The sequence below is a fragment of the Paenibacillus foliorum genome, assembly GCF_013141765.1.
Classification (GTDB): Bacteria; Bacillota; Bacilli; order Paenibacillales; family NBRC-103111; genus Paenibacillus_S; species Paenibacillus_S foliorum.
Window position 1 is genome coordinate 17772 of the sequence record NZ_WHOD01000135.1, and the last position, 25149, is coordinate 42920.

Here is a 25149-nt window from a genome sequence, read left to right on the forward strand (position 1 = left end):
AGATCGAAAGGCAAAACGCGCGCTACAACCGTGCGTTTTATAGGTTAGGGCGGGGTCGGGACGACCTCCCCCGCCATTTCTCTCTACTCCTCACAGACAGGAGTCTGTGAGAGATATGCTTGTGAATTTTGATTCATTGGAGGTGATGGAGGGAAAGAGAATGGCATGGAAAGTGTAACGTCCGCCTTTGAAATAAATCTGATACCTATAAATAGTAATAATGGCAGATTGTATTTCAACAGCGGTGGAATGCCATCTCTTTTCCGGAATCACAGACCGCATGAATCAAAATTCACTATGTTTGCCAACCGATCAGACTCCTGTCAACACCCTAGTCGCAGCCACAGCCGATCTCAGTTTCTTCAGTGATACGAGTCGGGTAGCTGTTGTCAAAACAGGCGGTACAGTGGCCGCGGTTCAGCTCCACATTCGGACGGCCGATGGAACCCAGCAGGCCATCCTTGCTCAAGAAATGCAGCGAATCGGCGTTGATCGCCTGGCGGATTTCTTCGATCGACTTCTGCGCGGCGATCAGCTCCTTGCGGTCCGGCGTATCGATGCCGTAATAGCAAGGATTCATGAACGGCGGCGAGCTGATACGCACGTGGACTTCTGTTGCTCCCGCTTCACGCAGCAGGTTTACGATGCGAAGAGAAGTCGTGCCGCGAACGATGGAGTCATCGATCATGACTACACGTTTGCCAGCTACGATGCTGCGCACCGCGCTCAGCTTCATCTTAACGCCCTGCTCACGCAGCTCCTGGCTCGGTTGGATAAACGTCCGGCCAGTGTAGCGGTTCTTGATCAGCCCCAACTCGTAAGGGATGCCCGTCTGCTCAGCATAGCCGATAGCCGCTGAAATACTGGAATCCGGCACGCCGGTTACGATATCAGCGTCAACGAACGCTTCAAGCGCCAGCTGACGCCCCATCCGCTTGCGAGCAGAGTGGATATTGATTGAATCTATATCGCTGTCTGGACGTGCAAAGTAAATGTACTCCATAGCGCAGATTGCGCGCTGCTTGATTGGTGAGAAGCGGTCCTCAACAAACCCGCTTTTCGTATCGATTACGAGCAGCTCACCCGGCTCTACATCACGATAGTAAGTTCCGCCTACCGCATCAAACGCACAGGTCTCGGAAGCAAATAAATACGCATTCCCCAACCGCCCCATTACAAAAGGACGCAAACCGTGAGGATCCCGAGCAGCAATCAACTTGTCCTTGGTTTGGAACAAGAAGGCGTAAGCCCCGTCTACCTTCAGCAGAGCTTCCTTGACTGCCATTACAATGTCATCGTGTTTCGAGCGAGCTATTAAGTGCGCTACTACTTCCGTATCGCTTGTCGTTTGGAAAATAGAGCCTTGGTTTTCGAGATCATGCTTAATCGCCGCCGCGTTAGTCAAGTTACCGTTAGTAGCAATCGCAAGATCACCGCCGCGGTATTTGAAAATAAGCGGCTGTGCGTTAGCCAGCTTGCTCTCTCCAGCTGTGGAATAACGAACATGAGCAATCGCTGAAGTACCGACTAATGTACTCAAGGTGTCATTAACGAATACTTCTTTGACCAAGCCCATGCCACGGTGATATTTAAATCCAGCACCATCAGCTACGCAGATACCCGCGCTCTCTTGGCCGCGATGCTGCAGAGCATGCAATCCGTAATAGGAGAGTGATGCTGCCTCGGAGTGACCGAACACTCCGAAAACACCACACTCCTCACGAAGCTTGTCAAACAGCCCATCATGACTGTTGATTCCATCATTATAGAAACGTCCTGTCCATAGCTCTTGCGATGTCTTTATTTCATCAGACATGGAATCGCATCCTTCCAAACCTTTTCTAATTGAGTAACCGCTGCTTGGATGACTGGTTTAGCGTTAACTTGGATTAGCAGTTCTTTGCCTTGGACTTGACCTAATTCCTGATAAGGCACCCCTTGCTGTTCGATCAACTGCTTCAATTCAGCAGCCTTTTCTGGAGATGCGCTTAACAATATACGAGACTGACTCTCACTGAATAATGCAATATCATTGCGAAGCTCTGTGTTGAAGTTGACTTCTGCACCAAGACGACCGCTCATGCAGCTCTCAGCCAACGCCACAGCCAAACCACCTTCAGACAAGTCATGCGCAGAAGCTACAAGACCTTTTTGAATAGCGCCTAGAACGGTATCCAGCAGTTTTTTCTCAACATCGAGATCAATTTGCGGAGGACGTCCTTCAGTAACGCCATGAATGACATATTGGAACTCGCTGCCGCCCAATTCTGCTTTCGTTTGGCCGAGCACGAGGATGATGTCGCCTTCTTTTTTGAAGCCTTGAGTTGTAATATGATCTGTATCGTGAACTAGTCCGACCATACCGATAACCGGTGTTGGGTAGATCGCGCCTTTTGAATTCTCGTTGTACAAGCTGACGTTACCTCCGATAACCGGAGAATTCAGCTTACGGCAAGCCTCGGATATACCATCGGCCGCTTTCTCAAGCTGCCAGAAAATTTCTGGTTTTTCCGGACTGCCGAAGTTAAGGTTATCCGTAATGGCCAGCGGTTCACCACCCGAGCACACGTTATTACGCGCAGCTTCAGCTACAGCGATCATACCGCCCACTTCAGGATCCAAGAATACGAAACGTCCGTTGCAATCCGTGGACATGGACAACGCTTTACGTGAGCCTTGAATCGTTACTACCGCTGCATCTGACCCCGGACGAACCGCTGTGCTGGTACGCACCATGTAGTCATATTGATTATATACCCATTCTTTGCTCGCTACCGTAGGTGAAGCCAATACTTTATTTAATGCACCATTCAAATCCGTTACTTCTGCATAGCGATTTGTATCTACGGATGCATTCTCCAAATAATAAGCAGGCACTTGGGAAGGCTTGTTGTACACTGGGCACTCATCAACTAACGCTGTTACCGGCATATCGGCAACCATTTCACCGCCATGGAACAGCTTCAAACGGCCGTCATTCGATACTTTACCAACCTTCGCGCAATGCAAGCCCCAGCGTTCAAAAATCGCTCTCGCCTGATCTTCATCCTTCGGCTCAACAACGAACAGCATCCGCTCTTGAGATTCCGACAGCATCATTTCATATGGCGTCATGCCAACTTCACGCTGCGGCACTTCATCCAGGTACAGCTCCATACCGTTCCCGGCTTTACTTGCCATCTCCGCACTCGAGCATGTAAGGCCCGCTGCGCCCATATCTTGAATACCAAGCACGATACCTGAATTGATCAAATCGAGACAAGCTTCCAACACCAGCTTCTCCATGAACGGATCGCCAACCTGCACCGCAGGACGCTTCGCTTCGGATTCGGCTGTCAGCTCTTCAGAAGCAAATGTAGCACCGTGGATGCCATCGCGGCCCGTTGCCGGTCCAACGTAGAACACTGGGTTGCCTACGCCTTTAGCGACACCCTTTTGAATCTTATCGTGATCGATTAGACCTACACACATTGCGTTAACAAGAGGATTACCTTCGTAGCTCTCGTCAAACATAATTTCGCCGCCAACCGTAGGAATCCCGATACAGTTACCGTAGCCTGCAATCCCTGAAACTACATGCTCGAACAAATATTTAACACGTTCATTCTCCAAACGACCGAAGCGCAAGCTGTTCAGCACGGCTATAGGACGCGCACCCATGGAGAAAATATCACGGATAATGCCACCGACACCTGTTGCCGCACCTTGGAAAGGCTCGATTGCCGAAGGGTGATTATGACTCTCTATTTTAAATACAACCGCTTGGTTATCACCAATATCGACGATCCCCGCGCCCTCACCGGGACCCATCAATACGCGAGGACCTGTGATTGGAAATTTACGAAGCACTGGCTTTGAATTTTTGTAAGAGCAATGCTCAGACCACATAACGCTGAACACGCCGATTTCCACATAGTTCGGTTGGCGACCTAGGAACCCACAGATTTTATCGAACTCTGCATCGGTTACACCCATTTGCTTATATATTTTCTGCTCCGCGATTTGTTCTGCGGTTGGCTCCTTAGCTGTTAACTGCTGCGCCATGTTTTTCCCTCCATGTGCTCAAAATCGAAGTAAACATCCGTTTGCCATCTGCTGAGCCTAACAGCTCATGAATCGCACGCTCCGGATGCGGCATCATGCCAAGCACGTTGCCTGCTTTGTTGCAAATTCCCGCTATATCATCAACGGATCCGTTCGGGTTGTTACCCGCTTCGTAACGGAACACGATTTGGTTATTGGCTTTAAGCTCTGCTAGAGTTGCATCGTCACAGTAGTAGTTGCCTTCACCGTGTGCGATTGGAATATTGATCAATTCGCCTTGCTTGTATTCCGCCGTGAACGGCGTATTCGTATTTTCTACCTGCAGCATAGCTGCATGACAACGGAATTTAAGGGATTCGTTACGCAGCATTGCCCCCGGCAGTAAGCCGGATTCAAGCAGAATTTGGAATCCATTACAGATGCCGATAATGTATTTGCCTTGTTCTGCCGCCTGAACGAGTGCAGTCATGACTGGAGCAAAACGCGCAATGGCGCCACAGCGCAAGTAGTCCCCATAAGAAAATCCTCCGGGAACGATAATGCCATCATATTTAGATAAATCCGTTTCGGTATGCCATACATATTCAACAGGTTGGCCGATCGTTTCTTCAACTGCTTTGTAGCAATCAATATCACAATTGGAGCCTGGAAATACCAGTACTGCGAAATTCATCACATGGTCCTCCTTCACTTTGGTTGCCTTCTATACCAATTCGTAGCGGTAATCTTCAATAACGGTATTAGCTAAAAGCTTCTCGCACATTGCTTTCACGCGTTGCTCCGCTTCAGCACGGTCGCTTGTCCCAAGCTCCAGCTCCAAGTATTTACCTACACGTACTTTGCCTACTTCATCAAAACCCATAGAGTGAAGCGCGCCTTGTACCGCAACCCCTTGCGGATCGAGTACGCTTTGTTTGATCGTTACATAAACGGTTGCTTTTAACATTGAGGTGAATCCTCCTAAAGTGGGATGGAGACGATTGAAAAGTGCATTTTTCGGAAACAGATGTACCTTTTACACTTTCAACCGTCTCAATTTTATATAAAAAACACAAATCAGTTCTCGTAAGCTTTTTCTACTTCACCAATCGATCCAAAATGTTTCTATAACGGCGGGAGGTTTCCTCCACCACATCAAGCGGCAAAGGATCCGGCTCGCTATTCTTATCCCAGTCGGTACTGGACAAGTAGGTACGCACAGGCTCTTTATCCATGCCGTCAATCTCGATATCGTAAGCGTAGTTTTCTTTGGCCCAGAAGCGAGAAGAATCCGGGGTGAAAATTTCATCGATCAAAATGATTTCCCCGTCAATCAGGCCAAATTCGAATTTCGTATCTGCCAGAATGATGCCGCGTTCCTCACAGAATTGACGAGCGAACTCATACAGCATGATACTCTTCGCTTCTAGCTGATCCGTCAACTCAGCGCCAACCAGCTCTTTCATCCGCTCGATCGAGATATCCTCATCGTGGCCGACGTCGTTTTTCGCTGCAGGCGTGAAGATCGGCTTGGCGAAGCGTTCGTTTTTGCGAAGGCCTTCCGGCAGCTTGTGGCCGTTGACTTCGCCGGTTTTTTCGTACTGGCGCCAGCCGCCGCCTGTAATGTAGCCGCGCACTACGCATTCGATGTCGATGCGCTCAGCCTTTTTCGTAACCATGAAGCGATCCTTCATAATCTCGCGGTCTGTTACGATGTCACCCAGTTGGTCGACATCGGTGTGTACCACATGGTTCGGCATCAGATGAGCCGTTTGCTTGAACCAGAACGCGCTCAAGCTGTTGAGCACGTTGCCTTTATCCGGCACGGCTGGAGACAGCACCCAGTCAAAAGCCGAGATGCGATCCGTTACCGCGATTAAGTAATGCTCGCCCAAATCATACAGCTCACGTACCTTGCCTTTGTAGAGTAAAGGCGCTGTTACATAGGATTCGGCACTCGATATTGCTTTTGTTGAGACCATGGTTCGTGGTCCTCCCCTGAATGGTGTTTAAAGCCTGATGCCTAGCGAGCAGTAAAGTACCTCCAGACTCTATTGAAGCTGTGTTACTTTGATTAGATTAAGTCGTGGTAACACAGCTTCAAAAAGAGTCCCGTAAACTTTCCGGTATCTTTACTTGCCCGCCCTAATCAGGCTCTAAACACCGAAATTTTATATAAATAGAAAGAATTAATATAGAAAGAATTAATTCAGACCCAAACGTGTGAAGATAGTATCCACATGCTTCAAGTGCCAGCTAGGGTTGAAGCAATCTTCAATTTCTTCAAGGCTTAACTGCTCGCGGATGACTGATGCGTTCTCCACGATATCGCGGAACGAACGCTGCTCTTCCCAAGCTTGCATCGCGCGCGGCTGAACGGTGTCATACGCTTGTTCACGGCTGAAGCCTTTATCGATCAGCTTCGTCATAACGCGGCCTGAGAAAGGCACGCCATAAGTGCTTTGCATGTTGCGCTTCATGTTTTCCGGGAACACTGTCAAGTTCTTCACAATGTTACCGAAACGGTTCAGCATGTAGTTAAGCAGGATGGTAGCATCCGGCAAGATGATCCGCTCAACAGAGGAGTGCGAAATATCGCGCTCATGCCACAGCGTAACATTCTCATATGCCGAGATCATATGACCGCGGATTACACGGGACAAACCGGAAATACTCTCGCAGCCGATCGGATTACGTTTATGAGGCATCGCTGACGAACCTTTTTGACCCTTAGCAAAAGCTTCTTCCACCTCGCGGAATTCGCTTTTTTGCAGAGCGCGAATTTCCGTTGCGAACTTGTCCATCGATGTTGCTATCAAAGCCAATGTGGCCATATATTCAGCATGGCGATCACGCTGCAAGGTTTGAGTAGAGATTGGTGCTGCTTTTGTTCCCAATTTCTCGCAAACATAGGTTTCAACAAACGGATCAATATTCGCGTAAGTACCAACAGCGCCAGAAATTTTTCCGTATTGCACGCCATCAGCGGCGAAACGGAAACGCTCCAGGTTACGTTTCATTTCTTCCCACCACAATGCCATTTTCAGACCAAATGTAGTTGGCTCTGCATGAACGCCATGTGTACGTCCCATCATCGGAGTATCTTTATACTGAACGGCCTTGTCCTTCAAAATCTCGATGAAGTTCAATAAGTCTTTTTCCAAAATTTCATTAGCCTGACGCAGCAAATACCCAAGTGCCGTGTCCACAACGTCAGTGGATGTCAATCCGTAATGTACCCATTTGCGCTCCGGACCTACTTTTTCAGAAACTGCGCGAGTAAAAGCAATAACATCATGACGAGTTTCCTGCTCGATTTCATAAATACGGTCGATATCAAAAGCCGCATTCTTACGCAGCTCCACTACATCTTCCTTAGGGATAACGCCTAGCTCGGCCCATGCCTCACAAGAGAGAAGCTCGACCTCCAGCCATGCATTAAATTTATTTTCTTCAGTCCAAATGCGCGCCATTTCTGGCCTGCTGTAACGATCAATCATTGATAAAATCCTCCGCTTCTATACACTATTCGTTAGTTTTCCATATGTTTGAAGCCTCTATCCATTGCAATGCCTCATCAACTGAACCAGCTAGTACGTTCACATGCCCCATCTTGCGGTTATGCTTGGCTTCATGCTTGCCGTACAGATGAACTTTAGCCGTTACTCCATCAGCTTGCTGCTCCGATTCAGGCTGTACAATCCAATCAAGCAGAGGCTCGACGTGCTGTCCGAGCACATTGCCCATCACAACCGGCGTCAGGAGCTCTGTTGAACCCAAAGGCAGATTGCATATGGCTCGTACATGCTGCTCGAACTGCGAGGTTTTGCACGCCTCCATCGTATAGTGACCGGAGTTATGCGGCCGTGGCGCCAGCTCGTTGACGAATAATTCACCTTCCTCGGTCAAAAACAGCTCAACAGCAATCAGCCCAATCACGCCCATAGATTCAGCGATTTGCATTGCCAGACGCTCTGCTTCCTGCTGAATGTGCTCCGATGTCCGGGCAGGAACTATAGATAGATGCAAAATATTATTGACATGTATATTTTCCGCTGCCGGGAAAGTCTTCACTTCCCCTCGCGGACTTCTAGCCGCAATGACAGAGAGCTCTTTCTCAAAGTGGATAAACTGTTCCAAAACAAGCTCCGTCTTAGCCCGGCTCAACGTTTCGTAAGCTTCCTCCACCTCATCAAGCGAGCGGATAACCCACTGCCCTTTGCCATCATAGCCGCCCGTTGCAGTCTTAAGCACACAAGGTGTGCCAAAACGTGTCACGGCTTCGTGCAGTTCAGCCGCACTGTTGATTTCCGCATACGGTGCAACCTTCACGCCCGCAGCTTCAATCGCACGCTTCTCACGCAGACGATGCTGTGTTGTGTACAGCAGCTTGCTGCCCTGCGGCACGTAGGACTCCGCCATCAATAGCTCTGTAACATCGGCATCGACGTTTTCGAACTCATACGTGATAACGTCCGACTCCTCTGCGAGCGCTCGGGCAGCCTCCACATCGTGGTAATCCGCCGTAATTTGCCGATCGGCCACCTGACCGCAAGGCGAGTCCGGCGTTGGGTCCAGCGTGACGAAGCGATAGCCCATCGCGCGACCCGATAATGCAAGCATTCGACCTAGCTGTCCACCGCCCAGAACACCGATGGTGCCTCCTGGACGAATCACCTTTGTCGCATCCATAACGCCGTTCCCCTTGTCACTCATTCCAGCACGCTGCTTTCGATTACCGCTTGGCGGGTGCGCTCGCGGCGATCACGTACCTTTTGCTGCAGCTCAGGGTCGAAAGCCCCGATGATTTGTGCTGCTAATAAACCTGCATTTGTTGCACCAGCGTGGCCTATCGCTACAGTAGCTACCGGAATGCCTCCCGGCATCTGTACAATGGACAGCAGCGAGTCTAACCCGTTAAGCGTGGACGTTTTGACAGGAACGCCAATAACCGGCAGCTCCGTTTTCGCGGCAACCATACCGGGTAGATGAGCGGCTCCACCCGCTCCTGCAATAATGACCTTTAATCCTCGTTCAGCCGCCGATGCCGCATAATCAAACATCAGGTCTGGCGTACGGTGGGCTGATACAACCTTTTTCTCATAAGGAACCCCAAGCTCTTCCAACATGTCGCAAGCGTGCTTCATGGTTTCCCAATCCGACTTGCTTCCCATAATGACTCCTACAAGAACAGACATTTCGAACCTCCATGGTTTTCACTATATAAAAAACAAAAACGCCCGGCAAATAGAACGCCTAACACAAGAAGTCGATTGTAAGGTATTCCGTAAGTACTTCCCCTTCAACTAAATCGACAATCCCCATAAGCAGCCTATCAACAGGACGACAAGAATAAACCCAAGCGCAAGCTAAGGCCTAGCACCATTGTGCTGACCTTTCTGTTCACGCTACTCGTAGTCCAAAAATTAAAGGTTTCTGGGTAGATACTTACGGGCCATATCCCCGACATTATACGAGACGCATCGACATTTTTAGCTAATAATAGCAGGTAACTTTTACGTTTTTAGTTTACCAGTGATCAAAGGTTCATGTCAACCTAAAAAGACGAACGATATGTGAAATTCAACCTTAAAAAGTTCGCATTTCATCTGAATCATTGGTCATATTCATTCCACTTGCTTCCATTTTGTTTCAATTTGATAAGTATCTCATAGATTCCGTGAATTTCTTCGGCGGTCAAATCCCCTGCTGACAGCTCATCTACAGTAGGTTCCAGCCACTTTTCAACCATTTGCAGCCCTTGTTCAAGCAGAACCTCATTATCAGGATCATCCTCAAGCAGAAAAAACAGCATATCCTCAGCTTTCGCCAATTGTCCATTCTCCGAATAATAATTCATCAATAATTCCGTTATCCGTGGTGGCATCCGATAATGCTGCATTTTAGGCAATAACTCAAAAATTCTTTCCTTTATATCCACCTTATACTCATCCGCCTCAGCAAGACGGTTTATTTCAAGCAGCAGCTCTATAGACTTCAACCGACATCCCCATCCGTCCGCTTCCTGTCCGTTTTCAAGCAGCACCTCGCTTTCTGCCTTCAGCATGTCGCTAAGAAGCAATCCCTTCCCCGCATCAAAATGTCCTTGTGTGGACAACAAAGAGATTAAGTCTTTTGCTGATAAAGCGCGTACGAGCTTCGAATTCAGCCCCAGCAGCTGTTTCATCGATTGTGCCAGCAGCTCCAATGCCTCGGTAAACCGTTGATTTCGCCGCTGAAAAATAACTTTGCCCAGCACCACGCTGAATTGTTCGATCATTCGCAGCAGATAGTCTCTTTGGTACATCCCGATTCCTCCGTTCTAAAACAGCTGTCTTCCTATTTCTATTGTAGCGTAAATAAAACTTTATGGAAAAGTTTGCAGCATGTTTGGCCTAATCATTGCTCGTTCTTACAGCCCCCGGGAAACTCCACTCACCTCAGAAGTATCACTAAAAATATTAGTTTTGTATAAATGTAGACGTATATCGTTTATTGTTCTAAGGTGAAAAACTCTTTACACTAATAGGTATTGCATTTAAATAGGAATGAATGACTGGCGTAAACGTTTATTTTTGACTACTATTATACATAATTGAGGGGGATTCACTATGAATTCAAGTCAACACAATCAGGAGACCAAGCTGTTCTACCGTAACCCGGCAAAACGCTGGCTCCAAGCTCTCCCGCTTGGGAACGGCCGGATCGGCGCAATGGTCCATGGTGAAATCAACCGTGAGGTTATCCAACTTAATGAGGATACAGTTTGGGCGCGTGGTCCGAAAAATCGTAACAATCCGGATTCTCAGCACACTGCCGAAGAAATCCGCCGACTTCTTAAAGAAGGACAAGTAGAGGAAGCTCATGATATAGCCGATATGGGAATGATGGGAGTTTCACGAAGACAGCCGCCTTATCAAACCTTGGGCGAGCTCAACTTATTTCTCCCTGGACAAATGGAGAGTGAAGTCTCCAATTATTATCGCGAGCTGGATTTAGAAACCGGCATTGTCAAAATAAGCTACCGTATTGGTAATACCGTGTACACAAGAGAGGTGTTTTCCAGCGCTGTCGATCAAGCACTGATCGTGAGGCTAACAGCCGATCAACCCAATCAAATCCGTGTTGGCGCGAATTTATTCCGTAAATTTGACGCTCTTACGGAAATTGAAGGTCCGGATTCTGTCTGCATGGACGGGCAATGCGGGGTATGGGGAACGCGGTTTCATGTTAAATTGAAAGTTATTCATGAGGGAGGAAGCAGCAGAACTCTTGGAGACCATATCTTCGTAGAGGCTGCTAATTCCGTCACTTTGATTTTGACGGTCGCTACCGACTACAGACATAAGGAGTATCGGGATCACTGCTTGAAGGAGCTGCAGAATGCCGCAAGCCATTCCTATGACCGTTTGCGTGAACGACATATTGCGGAGCATCGGCAATGGTTTGATCGAATGGATCTGTCGATTTCCGGAAAAAATACTAGTGATTTGCATAACCTTCCGACAGATGAGCGTCTCGCCCTTGTCAGAAACGGCGGAGAGGATCTTGGGCTGGTGACACTGTTCTTCCATTATGGACGTTATCTGTTGATCGCAAGCAGCCGTCCGGGTACAATCCCCGCCAACCTGCAAGGAATCTGGAATGACAGCTACGTCCCTTCATGGGATTCGAAATATACCATTAATATTAATATCCAGATGAATTACTGGCCTGCGGAAGTATGCAACCTGTCAGAGCTGCACTTCCCTTTATTTGATCATTTGGATATCATGCTGCCTAATGGCCGTGAAACAGCGCGAGTACAGTACAATTCCCGCGGCTTCATGTGTCATCACAATACCGACCTATGGGGAGATACGGCTCCGACCGACTTTGCACGGGCTGGATTATGGCAGATGGGTGCGGCCTGGTTATGTTATCATCTATGGGAGCATTATACGTATAGCCTGGACAAGGAGTTTCTGGCAACCCGTGCTTATCCTTTAATGAAGGAAGCCGCTCTATTTATTTTGGATTTCATGGTTAAGGATGAGCAAGGGAATCCACATATCGGCCCCACTGTTTCTCCCGAAAACATATTCCGGCTTCCTAATGGGCAAACCGGACGAATTTGTATGGATCCAGCGATGGATGTACAGATTGCCAAAGGACTTTTTGAACGGTGCATAGAAGCTGCCGACATATTGCAAGTGGATGAGCAGCTGCGAAACGAATGGAAAGAGGCCGGCAGCAGATTGCCTGAGCCTAAGATCGGGAAATATGGACAGCTTCAAGAATGGGACGAGGACAATGAAGAGTTCGATCCCGGGCATCGCCACCTATCCCATCTATTCGGGATTTACCCGGATCACCAGCTGCTGCGCGAGGAGAAATGGTCCGATGCGGCAAGAGTTGCCTTAGAACGTCGGTTGGAGTACGGCGGCGGCGGAACGGGCTGGAGTCTGGCCTGGATTATCAGCTTGTGGGCACGATTTGGAGAAGGTGACCGATCCAATGAAATGATCACCAAGCTGCTGCGTGTCAGCACAGCAGACAACATGCTCGATCTTCATCCGCCGCTTATTTTCCAAATAGACGGCAACTTAGGCGCAACCGCAGGTATCGCGGAGATGCTGCTCCAATCGCATGAAGGAGCCCTCCAGCTGCTTCCGGCGCTGCCAACCTCCTGGACTAACGGATATGTCAGAGGCTTGCGGGCACGTGGCGGTTATGAGGTTTCGCTTCGTTGGCAGGATAACCAGCTAGAGCTTGCGGAACTCCGATCTATGGCAGGAGGACTCTGCGTGATTCAGGCGCCATTCGATATTCATGTTTCATATGAAGGACAGCCGGTTGCCCTCAAGAAATTGTCATCCGGAGAGACCGAATTTATGACCGAATCAGGCGCAATATATGAAATTAGAGTTGTTGCTTAAATTGTATGAATAGGCGTCTCGTAAAGCTTTGAGCCAAAGGTAAGACCAACTCCTGAACCATATACAGGGGTTGGTCTTTAAGATTTTAATTAAGTAAAACAGCACAGCGAGGAAGTTGAATATGAACATATTAAAAAAATGGTTTAATCGCCGTACGATGTATTCAAGTATTTTATTCTCCTATTTGCTCATGCTTATTATCCCCCTGTTAATTGAAACCTTCAGTTATTTTCAATATTCTAACTTGATCAATAAGGAAACCGAAGCGTATAACTTGTCTTTACTAAAACAATCTCAACGGGTGTTAGACGACCGTTTGCAAAGTATTGAAGAAATGACGATAAATCTTTCGCTGGACACTCAAGTACAGCGTTTTATTAATGTATCCGAAAATATGGATGCCGTAGATAAATACAATATGAGCAAGTTGATTGAAACCTTATCCAACTATAAGAAAACGAATAGCTTCATTTATGGCATTTATATATATTTTCCGAATTCGAATTCTGTAATAACGGAAACCGCTAAATCTACGGCCTCTGATTTTCATAAATATGTATATCGATATGCAGACTGGGGGTTCGATGACTGGAAATATTCAATCAATCAAAACCACAATCTGGAGTATAGAACATCTCAAATTACGCAAAGCGAAGCATCTGATCCAAACCATGTCATTAGTCTGCTGCAATCCGTATATCAAGGCTCTCTCAAACAACCAGTGGCCACTATCGTGATTACCATTGATGAAAAGAAAGTAGAGAAGCTTCTTTCCAACGGACCCTCGGCGTTAGGTAATCTGTATGTTCTGGATCGTTCCGGCCACACCATATTTGGAATTGGGGATCCATCCCTATTATCCATACCTAAAGAAGAGCTGCTCAATCATCAAAGCTCTCGTATCCACGTGGACAACCAGCAGTATCTTGTTTCGAGTATTCATTCAACCTACCGTGAAAGGCAATACGTGTCGATTACATCCGTTGAATTCATAAAGAATGATTTAAAAAGAATTACCGATTTAGTCATCTTAGTAACGATTGGTTTGATTACCGCTGGCATCGCCCTAGCCTTTATCCTGGCTAAAGGAAAGTACAGGCCGATAAAAAAATTAGCTGATGCTTTTTCAGCAAAAATGAGGGCTGTTCCAACTGATGCAGCTAACGAGCTCAAACAAATTGAATGGATTGCTGACAACGCTTTTAAGGAAAATGAGAATTTCTTGCATGCTATGCAAAGGCAGATGCCTGTAATGCGTTCCAACATGCTTTTAACCTTAATGAAGGGTAGCATCACTGACGAGGAAAACTCCTTCGAAGACATCGGTATACAATTTAATGCCCCTTATTTCAGTGTAATTATAGTTCATGTGGATCAATATCACGAAAGCAAGCTTAAGGAACTCAATTTGTCTAAATTTGTAATCAGTAATGTGCTGGAGCACCTGGGCAGGGAATTGGGCCCCTCGTATGCCGTAGATTTGGATGTTGACCGCGTAGCTCTGTTAATCAACTTGAGTGATGAGAGCGATGCCGTTCGACAAAGTTTACATGAGGTCGCTATAAAAGCTTTGGAGTTTATTGGAGCTAAGTTTAATAATACGATCACGGTTAGTATCGGGGATATTCATGATAAGCTGGAGGGCATTTATCACTCCTATCTAGAGGCTTCCCGAGCGATGGAATATCAAATCATACGGGGATACAGCAGCATTATAAGCTTTGATGAAATTAAAGCGATGCATAAACCGCAAACTTATGTATATCCGATACAAACGGAGGAGCTGCTCATTAGCAGCATCAAACACGGCGACATCAAAAAAGTTCGCGAAATAATGAATGATGTTTACGAAATGAATTTTGTATCCGGTCAATTGCCTTTGGAAATGGCGCGCTGCTTGTTTTTTGACATGATGGGTACATCTATTAAGGTGTTGAATTCTTCCGTTATGGATTTCGAAAAGATTTTTGCCGATGGTCCGCAGCCTTATGAACGGCTTATTTCCAGTCGCACCATACAAGAAATGCAGGCAACACTTTTGTGGATTTACGAGCAAATTTGTCAGCATATCCATGAGGATAAGAAAAAGAACAGCAACCATTTGGAGGATCGCATCACGGCTTATTTACAAGAAAATTATGCAGACCCCAATCTCAGCTTGACGAAAGTAGCCGATGTTTTCAACCTGAGCTCGACCTATTTATCCGGATTATTCAAAGAACAAAGTGGGGAAAACTTCCTGAATTATGTAAACAAGCTAAGAGTTGAAGCCGCCAAAACGATTCTAGTGGAGCAGTCCGTATCACTCCAGGAAATCGCAACCAAAGTAGGCTATTCCAACAACGTCGTTTTGATTCGAAATTTTAAAAAATACGTTGGAATGACGCCTGGTGAATACAGGGATAAAAGCACTTTAACCGATCGTAAGAATTGATAATGAAGATAATATAATGTTTACCACAAATATAATCAACGCCTAGAAGTATTGATTCTTTACCGATTTCTGCGACTTCTTTATGATAAACCTCATGCAGCGATAGATAAGGAATGGAGGTAAAGGTTATGGAGGTAACCCGCAAGGAAGCAACCACGGAAGTATTCAATCAGCGACGTGCAGAGCCTACAAAGCTTCAAATGCTCAGCAAGGATCTTCTGAGGAATAAGTACATTTATCTAATGATGCTTCCAGGGATTTTGTATTATATCGTATTTCACTATATTCCCATGTACGGAGCTACGATAGCCTTTAAACATTTCACACCTGTGGCCGGTATATGGGGCAGCGAGTGGATAGGGTTCAAGCATTTTCAAGACTTCTTCAATAGTTATTATTTTTTGCGAATCATTAAAAACACCCTATTAATTAATTTCTATTCCTTATTATTTGGTTTCCCCGCACCGATCATTTTGGCTTTGTTGTTGAATGAGGTGCGAAAGCTATGGTTTAAAAGAACGGTTCAAACGTTAACTTATTTACCTCACTTTGTATCTGTAATGGTTATATCCGGTTTGATTGTTGATTTCACTTCCAAAAACGGATTGATCAACGATATCATCGAATGGTTTGGGGGGACCCGAGCAAACTTGCTGATGAATGAGGATCTATTTCGGACGATTTTTGTCAGCTCCGGCATATGGCAGGAGATCGGATGGGGCTCGATTATTTATTTGGCCGCGTTATCAGGAATCGATCAAGAGCAGTACGATGCAGCAAATATAGACGGTGCCGGCCGCTTTAGACAGATGCTGAGTGTCACACTGCCGGGTATTATGCCGACCATTATCATTTTGCTCATACTGAGAATTGGCCATATGATGGACGTGGGATTCGAGAAGGTCATCCTGCTGTATAACCCTTCCACTTACGCAACAGCTGATGTCATATCTTCCTTTGTTTTTCGAAAAGGTATAGTTGATGCCAATTATAGCTACAGCGCAGCTATCGGGTTATTCAATTCCCTCATTAATTTTGTCCTGCTGATTGGGGCCAATAAATTAAGCCGAAAATATTCGGACTCGAGCTTATGGTAGGGAGTGGAACATGTGAAACGAAATATTGGCGAGACTCTTTTTGACACAACGAATGTCATCATCCTTGGTTTACTGACAATTGCGACGTTATATCCATTTTTGCACGTAGCTTTCGCTTCCATCAGCAGCCCTTCGGAGCTTGCAGGCCACAGTGGTTTACTGTTATTTCCGCGTGGCATCCAATGGGAAGCTTACAAGCTTGTGCTCAGTAATAATTTGATTATAACCGGCTACAAGAACACTCTAATCTACGTAGTTGTAGGCACTACCTTGAATATCATTGTGACTTCATTAATGGCATATGCGCTTTCACGCAGAGGAGTTATGCTACGAAACCATGTCATGATGTTCATCGTGTTTACGATGTTCTTTAGCGGAGGCTTGATTCCAACCTATCTTATGATAAAAGGCTTGGGACTATTAAATACAATGGGTGCCATTGTTTTACCGGGCTTGATCAGTACGATGAATCTGATTATTATGAGAACTTATTTTCAATCGATCCCGGAGAGCTTGGAGGAATCAGCGAAGCTTGATGGTGCAGGTGATTGGGTTATTTTACTCAAAATTATTATCCCATTATCCATGCCGGTGATTTCAGTAATGATTTTGTATTACGGCGTTGGTCACTGGAATGCGTGGTTTAATGCTTCTATTTACTTGAACAAGCCGGAGCTATTTCCTTTGCAGCTTGTTCTCCGAAATATATTGATTGGCAACAGCACCGATGACATGATGGTATCCCTTGGAGTTGACCAAAAAGGTCAGGACATGAGCGAAGTCATCAAATATACGACCATTATGGTTGCAACTATTCCCGTGCTGCTTGTGTATCCTTTTCTGCAAAAGTACTTTGCCAAGGGCGTTATGATCGGCGCCATCAAAGGCTAAGCCATAGTGACATCCTTTCAGGTATATAAACTAAAAAGTGTAGGGGGAAATTTCTCATGATAGTAAGAAAAACAGTAAGCTCATTATTGGCTTGTGTTCTGTTAGGCGGTGCACTCGCTGGCTGCTCCAGCGGCGGCAAAGAAGCAGTCAACACACCCGCAACATCGGATAAGGGTGCTCCAGAAACATTAACGATGCCAATCACGCAAAAACCGATCACTATCAAATGGTATCAACGAAATTACGTAGAAACTGAATTGAAAAGCATGGGAGAAATGGAAGCGTTTAAAGAGCTGGAAAAAAGGACGGGAATTCATATTGAATTCGTACACCCTCCCAATACACCCGATGCGTTGAATGTTATGCTGGCTTCAGGCGATTATCCGGATGTTGTATTCTGGGACTGGGGAACGGTTCCTAGAGGCTTAACAGGACTGATTAATGATGGTATCGCGATCAAGCTGAACGATTATATGGACAAGTATGCCGTTAACTACAAAAAAACGATCGATAAAAACCCGGATTTAAAAAAAATCGTAACCCTGGATGACGGGACTTACCCAGCGTTTTTCCAATTGGATCCCGATCCTATGAGAACAAGCTACAACGGTTTGATTACCCGTAAAGATTGGTTGGATAAGCTTGGTTTGAAGCCGCCGACAACAATTGACGAATGGCATACTGTATTGAAGGCTTTTAAAGAAAAGGATCCTAATGGCAACGGCAAGGCCGATGAGATTCCTTACAGCATTGCTAAAAGTCCGAGTGGAACAGCGCTTGGAGGGGTCGGAAGCGGAATGTCCGAATTCACCGCTGCTTGGGGAATACTGGATGGATTTTATAAGGACCCTGCCAGTGGCAAGCTGCTTTACGGGCCTATGCAGCCCCAATACAAGGATTACCTGACAACAATGGCTTCCTGGTACAAAGAAGGACTGATCGATTCCGAATTTGCTTCCACAGATGCTAAAGGTTTAACAACAAAGCTGCAAAATGAATTGGTTGGAACTACTTATGGTTCGCTTGGATCTATCATCGGTAACACGACAACAGCGGCCAGAACCAAAAACCCAAGTTTTTCATTAGTCGGGGTTAAGCCTCCGATCGGCCCAGGTGGAAAAGCTTATAACTATTCAGCTTCCACTATTCAAAAGGTCGGCCTTTCAGCTATCGTAACTAAGAGCTCCAAGTACCCTAAAGAAATCGTTAGGCTCATTGACTACATGTACTCAGAAGAAGGTCAGGCGCTTCTAAACTGGGGTATCGAAGGCAAAAGCTATGTAGTTAAAGATGGCAAGAAATCCTATTCAGAAGATATTATGAAAAGCAAAGATGGCAAATCACCTCAACAAGCCATTTATCGCTACGCGACACCTGTCTTTGGTCATACAAAAGTAATGGAATACGACGCTTGGAGCGCAATTTCCTTGCCGTTCCCAGAACAACAGGAATCTATCAAAACTTTTGCGAGCGCAGATACTTCTTTGAATACTACAACATCGCTTAGCTTAACAACGGATGAAAGCTCCAAGCTGGGCTCGATTATGAGCGATATCAATACGTATAAACAAGAAACGGTTCTTAGAATTATTATGGGTGCCGATCCGGTAAGTAAAATTGATGAATTCCAAAAAAGGCTGAAAAGCATGGGTATTGATGAAGCCAACAAGATTTATCAAACTGCTTTCGATCGTTTCAATGCAAGGAAGTAAAATTATGAGCTAGACCTGTAGTAAAAATACCGCCACGCCTCTGATCTGAGGTTTGGCGGTATTTTTACTAGTTACTAGATATCAAGCTTGTAAAAGCGACTCGCGTTACCACCAAAAATTGCTTCATAATCATCCGGGGACAAGCCTTCCGGCAGAGCCCCTTGCAATGCGTCGTATACTTCGCCATAGCTGCAGGTCGTTAAGCACACTGGCCAGTCGCTTCCATACATGATTCGCTCTTTACCGAATATCTGTACAATATGATGTACATACGGTACTAAATTCTCGGTCTTCCACGATAATTGATCTGCTTCGGTAACCAGACCCGAAAGCTTGCACATAACATTGGGATACGCAGCTAACATCGTCATATGTGATTTCCAAGGCTCCAAAATTCCCTCTTCTATAAACGGTTTGGCCGCATGATCCACAACCGCTGTCAAATTAGGGTAGGCTTGAAGAGCTTCCAGCATGTAAGGAAGATGACGCGGTCTAAGTTGTAAGTCTATGGGAAACTGATCGTTAGCAATCAGTTCCAGATTATTCATAACCGTCTTTCTTAAAATCCATGGATCAGGCAGATCCTGAATCATCGGCCGAAAGCCGACAAAGCCTTTGTGCCTGCGAAGTCTTGTATAATGGCTCGCAAAATCCGGCGAATCCAGATCAAGCCATCCGACAACTCCAGCAATGCTGTCATACTTCTCATATAAGGAAAGCATGAATTCCGTCTCTTCCATCGTTGGCGCCGCCTGTACAACAATCGTACGCTCAAATCCATAACGCTGCAGCTGTTCATCCAATTGCTCAGGCAAATAATCAGCGAACAATATGCCTTTATCCGGCGTTAACCATCCGTAGTCTCCGCGCTCCGTGATCCAATAGTGCTGATGAGCATCAATACGCACTAGTTATTCCACCTCCTTAAGGGGTAATCACGACACTGCTCAAACCATTAACCCAGCTAAAATGTCTTGGGCTGTGCGGCACCGATTCTGCTATGCCGAAGCTGTAATCCAGCTTCTCCCCTACTCGGACCAGCTTCGCGACAATCCGGTTTCTTCCTTTGCGCAAATGAACCGGAATATCATGATTATACGGCATCCAGAAGCAAGCTTCACTGCTTTGTTCGACAAGCTTATTATTGACCCACAATTTAAAGCCATTATTATTCCCTACCATGATTCGTACATCCCGTTCTTCCGGTGAATCAATATCCTGAATCAGATAAAAGCAAGCCGGGCCCGCCATACCGAACCAATCTTCAACGTTGATTTTGTGCTCTGGAGCATTAAAGTGCTTTCCTCCGGTTGGCAGTTGTTCAAAAGAGGCTTCATCCATATAAGCCTTCTCCATGTTTACATAATTATTAAAGCTGGCTGGCCCTCTCGGACGCGACTTTCTGTTGTGAACAGGATCGTAGAACGGGCAGCTATCATGCACTTTCGTATCATACAAATCCCAGAAAGGCCCGATTACATAATAGGGCTGCGAACCGGCGAGACCAAATTCGACTCTCCCTGCTGCCGTTCCACCTACTTCGTAAACAACGCTCACAGGAATTCCCGATGGAATAATCGTTGTCTTTTCCGGAATACAAATGGTTACCCGCTGAGCAAAGCTTTCTCCTGCGCCGAGAGTGAGATGAACCTCTTGAGGGCTAATTTCAAACCCATCTGGAACAGATAGAAGTATTCTTCCTTGTTTAGGTACAGCTGTGTTATTAGTAAGGTTGAGCGAAGCTTGCTTAATCTCACCGTAACCTACAGCTGGAACTCCTAAATAATCAATGTCTATTGTGATTTCTTCCGGTTCTCTTGCAATGGGTATCTGTTCAACCCCAAGGTCGGCAGGTACATCCTGTATGGACACAACGGCATTTAAAGACCGCGATAAAGCAACGCCAACCCTACACGTATCAGTCGCCAAATCAGAAATCAGCGCTGAAGGTCGTACGACATCAATGCCTACGGTAAATGTATCCTTCGCTTGGCCTTTCCACAGCTCAGGAAGCTGCGAAGCTCCATGCATAATACCGAAGATCGCGCCTGCCGTTGCGCAGGTACAATCCGTATCATAGCCGCAGTTGAGACTGATCATCTGCGTTTGGGCAAAATCACCTTCGCCGAACAGCAGGGCAAGCATGGTAATGCCTATATTTTGCACGGCTTTGGAAGCATCAGGATGTCCGAATTGCTCCAGCAGCCGCTGCCTCGCTATTGTCCATTCCACTTTCTCATTGTGCAGCCGTTGAATGTACCTGATGCATTGATAGAGCCTGCTGTCAGCGGGAATATGCCCGAGACCGATTTCGATGAGTCGGTCAATATCATCCTCGAAGAAAGCCTCCGCTTCCATAACCGCCAGCATTTGCTCGCCCCAAACCGACTCCGTCTCATGATCCAGCGTCGCATCCTCGTAAGCATAAGCTTTAGCCAGCTCAGCATTGCCTACCGAGATCATCCCCCATATTTCCGAGCGTATAGGAGACCCCATGGACTCTGCAAAATAATGGTTGTTAAAGGCGCCAGAAATCGGAGGATGAATTTGTCTTTGATAATTATGCAAAAAGTAACCGTATTCATTAAAAGGATACCAGCAGTGCTTGAGCCATGCCTCCGCCAAATCCTTGCCGGTAAGATGTACGCCTTTATTCTCCAATACTTGCAGCCACAGCAGTTGAAGGTCCAAATCGTCGTTAGGCGGTATTTCCTCCGGGAACACCTCGTGTTCCTGCAAATCCATCAAATATTTATTGTTCTCCACGCAAGCCCCGATATTTCCGCCAATGCATTTACCAATCCAACCACCGTATACTTTATCATAATAAAGATTATAGCTAATCGTCCTCATTTAATGTTATCCCCGCTTCCAGATTTATTTTATGGAACCTGTAGTCATCCCGTCTTCGAAGTATTTCTGTAAGCTCAAATAAAGGACAACTACCGGAATGCTGATCAATACTAGCGCCGCAAAAATTTTACCGGTATCCGACGAATAAGCATCCGTGAAAAATTGCGGTGCCTGTGTTATCGTCTGCATCGATTCTTTTCTCATAAAAACAAGCGCCAAAAAGTATTCATTCCACGAATTCAGGAATCCCCAAATGATGACCACTACGGACATTGGTTTGCATAACGGGGCAATGATAAACAACAGAGCTTTAAACGATCCGCAACCATCGATCCGTGCGGCATCCAGCAGCTGGTTCGGTAAATCATCCATAAAATTTTTGGAGAGAAGCAGTGTAAACGGCAGCGTAAAGGCGCAAATCGGACCGATTAATGAGAAATAATTATTAAACAGACCTAAATTTTTTACAATGAGAAACAACGGCACTATTAGGGCAACTGAAGGAATCATCAAACCCATCAGAATGAGATTGAATAATGCCCCTTTTGCCGGGATCTCCAGCTTGGAGAAAGCATAAGCAGCAAGCAAGGTGATGCAAAATACAAGCACAATGGTGCATACGGAAACAATCAAACTGTTCAGGAAAAACCGTGGTATCGCAGGATGTGTCAATACAGCGATATAATTGCCGAGCCCCTCACCTTGAAATGAAACCATGAGCATGATGACCAACGGGGTAGCGAACACAGCAGCCAGGACAGTCAGGATCAATTGTGCAATAATCGTTGTTTTTTTACTGGAATCTGTTAACATGTGATCCTCCTAAAGGTTTCGCTTTGGTGAAACCTGCATCGTAAGCCTAGTCTGAGTTTTGCGCTTTAAAGTAACCAGCATCGCAAGCAACAGCACTATGGATTGCGGTAAGCGCGTAGTTGAATGACGGTTATCAGCAAAGCAAGCACTAACAGAATGACAGCCATTGTTGACGAATAGCCCGCATTATATTCCAATATCGCCTTTTTATAGATGTACGTGGACAGCAATTCCGTTGACCTGCCAGGACCGCCGCCGGTTGTCAGAAATACATAATCAAACTGCTTTAACGAGCCAATAACGCCAAGAATAATCAATGAAAAATGGGTAGACCTCAGCAAGGGAAACGTAATGCTGGCTACGGTGCGGAACGGGCTTGCACCATCGATTTTGGCGGCTTCATACAGCTCTTTGTCGATTAAAGTTAATGCCGCGTAATACATGATGAAGCTAAATCCAGTCCAAGCCCAAATATTAATGACAATGATCGAATAAAGCGCGATATCAGGGTCAGCCAGCCAAGACAACGCCAAAGCGTCAAAGCCTATCGCCTCAAGAGCACGGTTAAGACTCCCGTCATTCGCATCGTATATATGTCTGAACACATAGGATACGACCGAATGGGATAAAACAACGGGCAGGAAAAAAATAATTTTATATAAAGTTTTCAGCTTTACATTCGTTTTCAAGAGCAGCGCGATAAAAAGTCCAAGAAGCATTTGTACAACTATGGTTATAACCATATATACAAACGTATTGCGGATAGCCTGATAAAAAATTGGATCTGTGAATAGTTGTATGTAATTGTTAAATCCGATAAACGTCTTGTCTTTACTGATTCCGTTCCATTTGTATAAGCTTGTGAGAAAGGTATCGAATAAAGAATAGTAAATAAACACCCCAAGAAACAAAAAAATCGGCAGTGTATACAAAATATTCATCCATCGGTGCAGCTTTAGATTCATCTGATTGGATCCCCCTACGACATACTGGTTCCCACCGAAATCCGCCCTACAGCGGATTTCGGTGAGAGGTAAACACCGGTTAACGGCTTGTTTTCTCCGAGGCTGCCTGTACGTACTTCATTCCTTCCTCAGGCGAGGTTTTGCCGGTAGCAATCATTTGCAGAGCGTCTCCAAGCGCCGACTTCACTTCCGGATAAATCAGCTCTCTTCTGCCCAAGCTGTTTTCCAAATCTTTCATTTGCTGCTTCAGGTTATCCTTCTGCTTCTGTGTAAGGACATCGCTGTCATCAACGTCTACTCCTTTAATAGCCGGCATCATCAAATATTTAGCATTAATCTTCTGTCCATCCTCTGACTCCAGCCATTTCATAAACTTCCATGCAGCATCCTTGTTCTTGCTGTTTTTATTAATAGCCAGAGCAACGTCAGGGCCGCCGAACAGCTTGCCCGTTTTCCCGTCTCCGTTCATATCAGGAAAAGGCGCAGGTATAAATTCATAATCAACCGTTACACCGTATTTCTGGCGATGCGTCTGCAGAATGGTTTTGGTCATCCGATTGTCATTCCAAGTTCCGAGCAACGTCATAGCTGCCTCACCCTTGTTGAATTTATCATACGAATCCGGATAGAAGCCGCTGCCTAGAGCCCCCTTCTGCATAATGCCGTTCTCGAACATTTCCTTCCACACCGTTGCCGCTTTGACAAGACCGGCTTCCGTCCATTTCGCTTTTCCCTCTTCAGCTTCATAAATTTTACCGGGATCGAATTCGTTCGCCAAAGCAATGAACATATCGAGGTTTTGCCAAGCATCCTTGCCACCCTGTATATAAGGCGTAATTCCTTTTGCCTGTAGCTTTTTGCTTACTTCAATCCATTCTGCATAGGTTTTAGGAGGCTGAAGCCCTTCCTTTTCCATAATGGTGTTGTTATAAAACAGATAGCCTGCGGCAGAAACAAACCAAGGAAGAGCAGGAGTTTTTTCCCCTGACATCAATTGCTTTAGGCCCAAATCATAGAACCTTTTTTGCCAATCATTACCCCACTCTTTCTTGGCATAAGGCGTAAGATCTTCTGTAAATTCACTATATTCCTTGACCATCGCCCCTGCCTGCAAGCCGAAGATATCTACTTCATCTACAGAAATCATGGCCAGCTTCAGCGTTTTTACGTAGTCTGTAAATTCATAGCGCTTGAAATTCACCTTAATATCAGTTTGAGAGGCATTAAATGCTTCCACGTAGGATTTCGCTTTGTTTTCATCCGGATTCCAGGACCACCAGTTCAATGTAACTGGACCTGCCGTTTTGGCAGGCGGATTACCGGTCGCGCCAGGTGATGTCGAACCTCCCCCACACGCTGAAAGCAATGCAGAAGTGATTAAAGTTAATGAAGTGATAATACCGATCGATCTTTTCTTCAAAATTATCGCGCTCCTTTTCTTTG

The 25149-nt window shown here is 45.9% G+C and carries 19 protein-coding genes and 1 riboswitch; of the genes, 5 read left to right on the forward strand and 14 right to left on the reverse strand.

Annotated features, from left to right (window positions below; genetic code table 11):
- Window positions 1–331: 331 nt before the first annotated feature.
- From purF to GC093_RS35295, 9 genes are all read right to left on the reverse strand, one after another.
- Entirely contained in the window at window positions 332–1816 is a 1485-nt protein-coding gene (gene purF, locus GC093_RS35255) for an amidophosphoribosyltransferase (protein WP_171656638.1), read from the reverse strand.
- Window positions 1801–4044, reverse strand: a complete 2244-nt coding sequence (gene purL / locus GC093_RS35260) for a phosphoribosylformylglycinamidine synthase subunit PurL (RefSeq protein WP_171656639.1) — start codon at window positions 4042–4044, stop codon at window positions 1801–1803. The genes purF and purL overlap by 16 nt, the downstream gene beginning before the upstream one ends.
- Entirely contained in the window at window positions 4022–4717 is a 696-nt protein-coding gene (gene purQ / locus GC093_RS35265; RefSeq protein WP_171656640.1) for a phosphoribosylformylglycinamidine synthase subunit PurQ, read from the reverse strand. The genes purL and purQ overlap by 23 nt, the downstream gene beginning before the upstream one ends.
- 30 nt (window positions 4718–4747) lie before the next feature.
- Window positions 4748–4990 carry a phosphoribosylformylglycinamidine synthase subunit PurS gene (purS, locus tag GC093_RS35270; RefSeq protein ID WP_171656641.1) on the reverse strand — a complete coding sequence of 81 codons (243 nt, stop codon included), beginning with the start codon at window positions 4988–4990 and terminating at the stop codon, window positions 4748–4750.
- 130 nt (window positions 4991–5120) lie between these two features.
- Window positions 5121–6005: a phosphoribosylaminoimidazolesuccinocarboxamide synthase gene (locus tag GC093_RS35275; RefSeq protein ID WP_171656642.1), complete on the reverse strand. Its 885-nt coding sequence runs from the start codon at window positions 6003–6005 to the stop codon at window positions 5121–5123.
- Window positions 6006–6227: 222 nt separating this feature from the next.
- A complete protein-coding gene (gene purB / locus GC093_RS35280; RefSeq protein ID WP_171656643.1) occupies window positions 6228–7523 on the reverse strand; it encodes an adenylosuccinate lyase in 1296 nt (431 codons plus the stop codon).
- 25 nt (window positions 7524–7548) lie between these two features.
- Window positions 7549–8739 (reverse strand): 5-(carboxyamino)imidazole ribonucleotide synthase, encoded by a 1191-nt coding sequence (gene purK, locus GC093_RS35285; protein ID WP_171656644.1) that lies wholly within the window; start codon window positions 8737–8739, stop codon window positions 7549–7551.
- The gene (purE, locus tag GC093_RS35290; protein ID WP_171656645.1) at window positions 8736–9221 is read right to left on the reverse strand and encodes a 5-(carboxyamino)imidazole ribonucleotide mutase; all 486 of its coding nucleotides are present in this window, start codon (window positions 9219–9221) and stop codon (window positions 8736–8738) included. Before purE ends, purK begins: the two co-directional genes overlap by 4 nt.
- Before the next feature lie 197 nt (window positions 9222–9418).
- Window positions 9419–9520: riboswitch (purine riboswitch) on the reverse strand.
- Window positions 9521–9637: 117 nt separating this feature from the next.
- Entirely contained in the window at window positions 9638–10330 is a 693-nt protein-coding gene (locus tag GC093_RS35295) for a DUF6483 family protein (protein ID WP_171656646.1), read from the reverse strand.
- A gap of 304 nt (window positions 10331–10634) precedes the next feature.
- On the opposite strand from GC093_RS35295, the gene GC093_RS35300 reads away from it, so the two are divergent.
- The 5 genes from GC093_RS35300 to GC093_RS35320 all read left to right on the forward strand — a co-directional run bounded on the left by GC093_RS35300 (window position 10635) and on the right by GC093_RS35320 (window position 19075).
- On the forward strand, window positions 10635–12941 hold the full coding sequence (locus tag GC093_RS35300) for a glycoside hydrolase family 95 protein (RefSeq protein WP_171656647.1): 2307 nt from the start codon (window positions 10635–10637) through the stop codon (window positions 12939–12941).
- A 121-nt stretch (window positions 12942–13062) separates the two neighbouring features.
- On the forward strand, window positions 13063–15375 hold the full coding sequence (locus tag GC093_RS35305; protein WP_171656648.1) for a helix-turn-helix domain-containing protein: 2313 nt from the start codon (window positions 13063–13065) through the stop codon (window positions 15373–15375).
- A gap of 200 nt (window positions 15376–15575) precedes the next feature.
- The gene (locus tag GC093_RS35310; protein ID WP_246315846.1) at window positions 15576–16472 is read left to right on the forward strand and encodes an ABC transporter permease; all 897 of its coding nucleotides are present in this window, start codon (window positions 15576–15578) and stop codon (window positions 16470–16472) included.
- Window positions 16473–16484: 12 nt separating this feature from the next.
- The gene (locus GC093_RS35315; protein ID WP_171656650.1) at window positions 16485–17363 is read left to right on the forward strand and encodes a carbohydrate ABC transporter permease; all 879 of its coding nucleotides are present in this window, start codon (window positions 16485–16487) and stop codon (window positions 17361–17363) included.
- A 56-nt stretch (window positions 17364–17419) separates the two neighbouring features.
- Window positions 17420–19075, forward strand: a complete 1656-nt coding sequence (locus GC093_RS35320; protein ID WP_171656651.1) for an extracellular solute-binding protein — start codon at window positions 17420–17422, stop codon at window positions 19073–19075.
- A gap of 74 nt (window positions 19076–19149) precedes the next feature.
- On the opposite strand, the gene GC093_RS35325 is transcribed toward GC093_RS35320, so the two are convergent.
- The 5 genes from GC093_RS35325 to GC093_RS35345 all read right to left on the reverse strand — a co-directional run bounded on the left by GC093_RS35325 (window position 19150) and on the right by GC093_RS35345 (window position 25126).
- Window positions 19150–19983 carry an amidohydrolase family protein gene (locus tag GC093_RS35325; RefSeq protein ID WP_171656652.1) on the reverse strand — a complete coding sequence of 278 codons (834 nt, stop codon included), beginning with the start codon at window positions 19981–19983 and terminating at the stop codon, window positions 19150–19152.
- A gap of 16 nt (window positions 19984–19999) precedes the next feature.
- On the reverse strand, window positions 20000–21928 hold the full coding sequence (locus tag GC093_RS35330) for an ADP-ribosylglycohydrolase family protein (RefSeq protein ID WP_171656653.1): 1929 nt from the start codon (window positions 21926–21928) through the stop codon (window positions 20000–20002).
- A 24-nt stretch (window positions 21929–21952) separates the two neighbouring features.
- A complete protein-coding gene (locus tag GC093_RS35335; protein ID WP_171656654.1) occupies window positions 21953–22741 on the reverse strand; it encodes a carbohydrate ABC transporter permease in 789 nt (262 codons plus the stop codon).
- Between the two features lie 95 nt (window positions 22742–22836).
- Window positions 22837–23706, reverse strand: a complete 870-nt coding sequence (locus GC093_RS35340; protein WP_171656655.1) for a carbohydrate ABC transporter permease — start codon at window positions 23704–23706, stop codon at window positions 22837–22839.
- Between the two features lie 79 nt (window positions 23707–23785).
- Complete coding sequence (locus tag GC093_RS35345; protein ID WP_171656656.1) at window positions 23786–25126, reverse strand: ABC transporter substrate-binding protein; 1341 nt, start codon at window positions 25124–25126, stop codon at window positions 23786–23788.
- Window positions 25127–25149: the final 23 nt, after the last annotated feature.

What these genes read in the sequence shown, in the direction of transcription:
- purF (WP_171656638.1), bottom strand. Translation starts at nt 1,816, where the DNA reads ATGTCTGATGAAATAAAGACATCGCAAGAGCTATGGACAGGACGTTTC.
- purL (WP_171656639.1), bottom strand. Translation starts at nt 4,044, where the DNA reads ATGGCGCAGCAGTTAACAGCTAAGGAGCCAACCGCAGAACAAATCGCG.
- purQ (WP_171656640.1), bottom strand. Translation starts at nt 4,717, where the DNA reads ATGAATTTCGCAGTACTGGTATTTCCAGGCTCCAATTGTGATATTGAT.
- purS (WP_171656641.1), bottom strand. Translation starts at nt 4,990, where the DNA reads ATGTTAAAAGCAACCGTTTATGTAACGATCAAACAAAGCGTACTCGAT.
- GC093_RS35275 (WP_171656642.1), bottom strand. Translation starts at nt 6,005, where the DNA reads ATGGTCTCAACAAAAGCAATATCGAGTGCCGAATCCTATGTAACAGCG.
- purB (WP_171656643.1), bottom strand. Translation starts at nt 7,523, where the DNA reads ATGATTGATCGTTACAGCAGGCCAGAAATGGCGCGCATTTGGACTGAA.
- purK (WP_171656644.1), bottom strand. Translation starts at nt 8,739, where the DNA reads ATGAGTGACAAGGGGAACGGCGTTATGGATGCGACAAAGGTGATTCGT.
- purE (WP_171656645.1), bottom strand. Translation starts at nt 9,221, where the DNA reads ATGTCTGTTCTTGTAGGAGTCATTATGGGAAGCAAGTCGGATTGGGAA.
- GC093_RS35295 (WP_171656646.1), bottom strand. Translation starts at nt 10,330, where the DNA reads ATGTACCAAAGAGACTATCTGCTGCGAATGATCGAACAATTCAGCGTG.
- GC093_RS35300 (WP_171656647.1), top strand. Translation starts at nt 10,635, where the DNA reads ATGAATTCAAGTCAACACAATCAGGAGACCAAGCTGTTCTACCGTAAC.
- GC093_RS35305 (WP_171656648.1), top strand. Translation starts at nt 13,063, where the DNA reads ATGAACATATTAAAAAAATGGTTTAATCGCCGTACGATGTATTCAAGT.
- GC093_RS35310 (WP_246315846.1), top strand. Translation starts at nt 15,576, where the DNA reads ATGCTCAGCAAGGATCTTCTGAGGAATAAGTACATTTATCTAATGATG.
- GC093_RS35320 (WP_171656651.1), top strand. Translation starts at nt 17,420, where the DNA reads ATGATAGTAAGAAAAACAGTAAGCTCATTATTGGCTTGTGTTCTGTTA.
- GC093_RS35330 (WP_171656653.1), bottom strand. Translation starts at nt 21,928, where the DNA reads ATGAGGACGATTAGCTATAATCTTTATTATGATAAAGTATACGGTGGT.
- GC093_RS35335 (WP_171656654.1), bottom strand. Translation starts at nt 22,741, where the DNA reads ATGTTAACAGATTCCAGTAAAAAAACAACGATTATTGCACAATTGATC.
- GC093_RS35340 (WP_171656655.1), bottom strand. Translation starts at nt 23,706, where the DNA reads ATGAATCTAAAGCTGCACCGATGGATGAATATTTTGTATACACTGCCG.